We start from the raw sequence: 6,696 nt of genomic DNA, 5'->3' as shown, positions 1-6,696 counted from the left end.
CCTACCACCCCCCCACCCTCAACCTCATCTCCGACCACACCGGCACCACCGCCACCCCCCAACAACTCACCTCCCCCACCTACTGGACCGACCACCTGCGCCACCCCGTCCGCTTCCACGACGTCGTACGCCGCCTGCACGAAGGGGCGGAGCCCGGCGAGGGCCTGGACGTCTTCCTGGAGGTCGGCCCGGACGGCGTGCTCACCGCACTGGTCCACGAGATCCTGGGGACCGGCGGAGGCGTCACCGCGATCCCGGTGCTGCGCCGCGACCGGCCCGAGGTGACCACCGCGCTGACCGCCGCCGCCCACCTGCACACCCATGCCGTTCCCGTCGACTGGGCGGCGACCCTCACGGGCGGGGAGGCGAAGACGGTCGACCTGCCCACCTACGCCTTCCAGCGTGAACGCCTCTGGATCGACGCGCCGCTCCAGCCCACCGACCCGTCCGGGCTCGGTCTCGCCGTCACCGGCCATCCCCTGCTGGGCGCGGCGGTCCCGCTCGCCGACGGCGAGGCCACCGTCCTGACCGGCCGCCTGTCCTTGAGCAGTCATCCCTGGCTGGCCGACCACACGGTCTTCGACACCGTCGTCGTCCCCGGCACCGCCTTCCTCGAACTCGCCAACCACGCCGCCGACCACACCGGGCTCGACACCGTCGACGAACTCGTCCTCCACACCCCCCTCTCCCTCACCCGCCACACCGCCGCCCTCCTCCAGATCATCGCCACCACCCCCGAGACCGCCTCCGACCGACGCCACGTCGAGATCTACTCCCGTCCCGAAGACGGCGCCGACGAGTGGACCAAACACGCCAGCGCCACCCTGGTCGCGGGAGGCCCGGCGCCCCTCGAGGACCTGGCGGTGTGGCCGCCGCCGGACGCCCTGCCTCTCGACGTGGGAAACGCCTACGACCGGCTGGCCGACGCGGGGCTGGAGTACGGCCCGGCGTTCCAGGGGCTGCGGGCCGCGTGGCGGCGTGGTGACGAGCTCTTCGCCGAGGTCGCGCTGTCCGGCGACGTGGAGGCGGACGCGGCGCCGTACGGGGCGCATCCGGCGCTGCTCGACGCGGCCCTGCACGTCGCCGCCCTGAGCTGGCTTGACGAGGGGGACGCGGACGGCGCCCGGTTGCCGTACGCCTGGAACGGCGTGCGGCTGCACGCCTCGGGCGCGACGGCGCTACGGGTGCGCGCGGTGCTGTCAGGCTCCGGCTCGCTGTCCCTGCACGCGGCCGACCCCACGGGCGCACCGGTCGTCACGGTCGAATCGCTTCAGGTCAGGGTCGTGCCGCGCGACCAGTTGCGAAGTGCCCGGGCCGCGCACCACGACGCGCTGTTCCGGCTCCGCTGGGAGGCTCTGGCGGTCGAAGCCGACGCCGGTGGACACGGGACGTGGGCGGTGCTGAAGCAGGAAGGTCGTCGGCTTGGCGACACGAGGAACACCGAAGCCGGCGAGGGCGCCGGGAACATCGAGGACATTGAGGACACCGGGGACACCGGGGCCGTCGGGGACGCGTTCGCCGATCTCGCCGGACTCACCGCCACGGCGTTCGCCGATCTTGCCGCGCTCACCGACGCCGTCGACGCCGGAGCGCCGCTCCCGCCCCTCGTCGTGTTGCCCGTGACCGGCGGGGAGCATCCCGTGACCGGCGCGCACGACAACGCGGAGCGGGTGCTGGCAGTGCTGCGCCAATGGGTCGGCGACGACCGGCTGAGCTCCTCGCGTCTCCTGGTGCTGACCCGTGACGGCGTCGCCACGAGCGAGGAACACGCTCCCGACCTGACCACGGCCCCCGTGTGGGGCCTGACGCGTTCCGCCCAGACCGAGCATCCCGGCCGCGTCCTGCTGGCCGACCTGGACGACGATCCTGACTCTCTGGCGGCCCTGCCCGCCGCGGTGTCCGCCGCGCTCGCCGCGGACGAGCCGCAGTTCGCCCTGCGCGCGGGCTCCGCTCTGATCCCCCGCCTCAGCCGGGTCCCCTCCCTGGTCTCTTCCGCCGCCGCGCACCGGCTCCCTTCCACCGACTCCTCCGGCGCGGTCCCGCTCGAGACCTCCCCGCCCCCTTCGCACGGCGCCCCCCGCGGCGGCGCGGGTCCCCGGCGCTGGGATCCCGAAGGAACCGTTCTGATCACCGGTGGCCTCGGCGGGCTCGGCACCGTCCTGGCCCGTCACCTGGTCACGGCGCACGGCGTGCGCCACCTCGTCCTGACCGGCAGACGCGGCGCGGACACCCCCGGCGCCCACGAACTCCACACCGAACTCACCGGACTCGGCGCCCACGTCACCGTCGCCGCCGCCGACGTCTCGGACCGGGAGGCGCTCGCCGCCGCACTCGCCGCGATCCCCGTGGAGCACCCCCTCACCGCCGTCGTCCACACCGCGGGCGTCGTCGACGACGTTCCCGTCACCTCGCTCACCTCCGCGCGTCTCCACCCCGTCCTGGTCCCCAAGATCGACGGCGCCTGGCTCCTGCACGACCTCACCCGTGACCACGACCTCGCCGCGTTCGTACTGTTCTCCTCCGTCTCCGGCCTCCTCGGCGGAGCCGCCCAGGCGAGCTACGCCGCCGCGAACGCCTACCTCGACGCCCTCGCCGCCCAGCGTCCCGGCGTCGTCTCCCTCGCCTGGGGACTCTGGGAGCAGGAGAGCGGCATCACGGCGGGCCTCACGGCCGTCGACCGCGCGCGTCTCGCCCGCACAGGCCTGCGCCCGCTCCCGACCGAGCAGGCACTGGCTCTCTTCGACGCCGCCGTCTTCACCACTCATGACGACCGCCTTCTCGTACCGGCTCCGTTCAGCGTCACCGCCGACGACGTCCCGTCACCGCTGCTGCGCGGACTCGCTCCCCGGCGACGTCGCGCCGCCGGGGCTCCGGCCGACCGGCCGCAGACCTTCGGCGCCCGCCTCGCCGGACTCGACGACGCCCGGCGAGGCGTGTTCCTGCTCGACCTCGTACGGACCGAGACGGCGACCGTGCTCGGGTATCCCCGCCCGGAGACCATTCCCACGGAGCGTCCGCTCGTCGAGCTGGGCCTGGACTCGCTGACCTCCGTCGAACTGCGCAACCGCCTCAGCACCGCCACCGGACTGCGGCTGCCCGCCACCCTCACCTTCGACCACCCCACCCTCCAGGCGGTCGCCGGCCTCCTGGAGCGCGAACTGGTCGGCGACCGGGCGCGGGCCGTGCCCGTCAGCGCCGAGAGGACGGCTTCCGGCCCCGTCGCCGACGACCCGATCGTGATCGTCGGGATGGCCTGCAGGCTGCCGGGGGGGATCGAGTCCCCGGAGGCGCTCTGGCGGCTGGTGGCGGCCGGAGGCGACGCGGTGTCCGAGTTCCCCACCGACCGGGGCTGGGACGTCGAGGAGCTCTACGACCCCGACCCCGACCAGGTGGGCAAGTCCTACACGCGCCACGGCGGGTTCCTGAGGGACGTCGCCGACTTCGACACGGCGTTCTTCAACATCTCACCGCGCGAGGCGATCGCCACGGACCCGCAGCAGCGGCTGCTGCTCGAGGTGGCCTGGGAGGCGTTCGAGCGGGCGGGCATCGACCCGTTGTCGCTGCGCGGCAGCCGTACCGGGGTCTTCGCCGGGATGATGTACCACGACTACGCGCCCCGGCTGCAGGAGATCCCCGGAGACCTGGAGGGCTACCTCGCCAACGGCAGCGCGGGAAGCATCGCCTCGGGGCGCATCTCCTACACCTTCGGTTTCGAGGGGCCCGCGGTCACCGTCGACACGGCCTGCTCGTCCTCCCTGGTCGCGCTGCACCTGGCCGCCCAGTCGCTGCGCACCGGGGAGTCGGACCTGGCGCTGGCGGGCGGGGTCGCGGTGATGTCGACGCCCACCACGTTCGTGGAGTTCTCCCGGCAGCGGGGTCTGTCCGTGGACGGGCGGTGCAAGGCCTTCTCCTCGACGGCCGACGGCACCGGCTGGGGGGAGGGCGTCAGCCTGCTGCTTCTGGAGCGCCTTTCCGACGCGCGCAGGAACGGCCACCCGGTCCTGGCGGTGGTGCGCGGCTCCGCGGTCAACCAGGACGGCGCGTCGAACGGACTGACCGCGCCCAGCGGTCCCTCCCAGCAGCGGGTGATCCGTCAGGCGCTCGCCAACGCCCGGCTCGCCGGCGCCGAGGTCGACGCCGTCGAGGGACACGGCACCGGCACGACCCTCGGCGACCCGATCGAGGCTCAGGCGCTGATCGCCACCTACGGTCAGGAAAGGGACGCCGAGCAGCCGCTGTGGCTGGGCTCGCTGAAGTCCAACATCGCCCACACGCAGGCCGCCGCGGGAGGGGCGGGCGTCATCAAGATGGTGATGGCGATGCGGTACGGCGTGCTGCCGAAGACCCTGCACGTCGACGAGCCGACCCCGCACGTGGACTGGTCCCTCGGGGCGGTCCGGCTGCTCACCGACGCGAGGCCGTGGCCGGAGACCGGCAGGCCGAGGCGCGCCGCGGTCTCGTCCTTCGGGGTCAGCGGCACCAACGCCCACGTGGTCCTGGAGCAGCCGCCCTCAGCCGACGAGCCTGCCGGTGAGCCCGCGCGTGACCCCGCGGCCGTCCCCGCGGTGCTGCCCTGGGTGCTGTCGGGTCACGTCCCCGAGGGGTTGCGCGGCCAGGCCGTCAGCCTCGCCACGTTCGTGGAGAACCGCGCCGAGCTCGACCCCGCCGACGTCGCGCACTCGCTCGTCACGACCCGCAGGCTCTTCCCCGAGCGCGCCGTGGTGGTCGCGGCGGACCGCGAGGCGTTCACCTCCGGTCTGCGCTCGCTCACCGACGGTGTCGCGCTGCCCGACCACGTGGTGCGCGGCACGGCGGACGCCGACGGGAAGATCGTGTTCGTCTTCCCCGGGCAGGGCGGGCAGTGGCTGGGAATGGCCGCCGGACTGCTGGACACGGCCCCGGTGTTCGCCGAACGGCTCACCGAGTGCGCGGCCGCGCTGGCGGAGTTCACCGACTGGTCGTTGCTCGACGTGGTGCGCGGTGTGCCCGGCGCTCCGGGACTGGACCGGGTCGACGTGGTCCAGCCCGTGCTGTGGGCGGTCATGGTCTCGCTGGCCGAGCTGTGGCAGTCGTACGGGGTCCGCCCCGACGCGGTGGTCGGCCACTCGCAGGGGGAGATCGCCGCCGCCGTGGTGGCGGGCGGGCTGCCGCTGCGCGACGCCGCCAGGGTGGTGGCGTTGCGCAGCCAGGCGATCACGGCGCTGTCCGGCGAGGGCGGCATGGCGTCGGTCTCCCTGCCCGCCGCCGAGGCGGAGGCCCGGCTCGCCCGCTGGGAGGGGCGGCTGTCGGTGGGAGTCGTCAACGGCCCGTCCAGCGTGGTGGTGTCCGGCGAGGTGGACTCCCTGATCGAGTTGCTCACCGAGCTCGACGCGGAGGGGGTGCGCAACCGCCGTATCCCGGTCGACTACGCCTCGCACTCCGCCCAGGTCGAGAGCATCCACGACGACCTGCTCAAGGCGCTGTCCCCGATCGCGCCTCGCACCGGGGTCGTTCCCATGCTGTCGACCGCGACCGGTGACTGGATCGACACCTCGGAACTGGACGCGGAGTATTGGTACGCCAACCTGCGGCGGACGGTGCGGTTCGAGGCGGCCACCCGGGCGCTCCTCGCGCAGGGCCACAACGCCTTCATCGAGATCAGCCCCCACCCTGTGCTCACCGCGAGCGTCCACGAGACGCTGGAGTCCGGCGACGGGGCGCCCGCCCTGGTCACCGGGACGCTCCGCCGCGACCAGGGCGGGCTCGACCGGTTCCTGACCTCGCTCGCCGAGGCGTTCGTCCGCGGCGTGCCCGTCGACTGGACGGTCGCGCTCGCCGGGGCCGCCTCGCGTCACGTGGAGCTTCCGACCTATGCGTTCCAGCGGTCGCGGTACTGGCTCGACGCCGCCCGCTCCTCCACGTCGGCGACCGGCGTCCCCGGTGAGGCGGACTCCTCCGCCGCCCCCTCAGCTCCGTCACAGGCCGCCAGGCTCGCCGGGCTGACCGAGGGCGAGCGCCGCGAAGCCGTACTCGACCTGGTCCGCACGGAGGTCGCCGCGGTGCTGCGGCACTCCGATCCCGGGGCCGTCGGGACGGCCGTCGCGTTCCGCGAGCTCGGCCTGGACTCGCTGACCGCGGTGGACCTGCGCAACCGGCTCAGGACCGCCACCGGGTTGCCGCTCCCCACCACATTGATCTTCGATCATCCGACGCCGGCCGCGGTGACCGGCTTCATCCTCACGGCCCTCCCCGACCTGTCGGAGGCCGACGCGGGAAGCGGCGGCGAACCGGCTCCGCCGTTGGAGACGCTGCGGCGGCTGGAGGAGGCGCTGTCGGCCGACCCCGTGGAGCGGGACGAGATCCTCTCCAGGCTGCGGGCCCTGGTGGCTCGCCTCGACGTCGCCCCGGCGGGCCTGGACGGCGCGGAGGACGAGGAGATCGACCTCGACTCCGCCACCGACGACGAACTCTTCGACCTCCTGGACAGGGGCTGATCCGACATGGCCAACGACGACAAGCTGCGCGAGTACCTCAAGCGCTCGATCGCCGAGACCAAGCAGGCCGAGAGGCGGCTGCGCCAGGTGGAGGCCAAGGCCAGGGAGCCGATCGCGATCGTGGGAATGGCCTGCCGCCTGCCCGGCGGAATCTCCTCCCCCGAACACCTGTGGGACCTCGTCTCCACCGGAGGCGACGCCGTCTCGGAGTTCCCCGACGACC

At 73.8% G+C, this 6,696-nt stretch carries 2 protein-coding genes; both read left to right on the top strand.

The genetic code is table 11. The features are described from left to right. On the top strand, positions 1–6,473 hold a 6,473-nt coding region (locus PKF00_RS43730), incomplete at its 5' end, for a type I polyketide synthase (RefSeq protein ID WP_271223703.1). A gap of 6 nt (positions 6,474–6,479) precedes the next feature. After that, a partial coding sequence (locus PKF00_RS43725) for a polyketide synthase docking domain-containing protein (protein ID WP_271223702.1) occupies positions 6,480–6,696 on the top strand: 217 nt, incomplete at its 3' end.

Source organism: Streptosporangium carneum (genome assembly GCF_027922005.1).
GTDB classification, from domain to species: Bacteria; Actinomycetota; Actinomycetes; order Streptosporangiales; family Streptosporangiaceae; genus Streptosporangium; species Streptosporangium carneum.
This window is presented reverse-complemented; position numbering and strand designations above follow the sequence as displayed.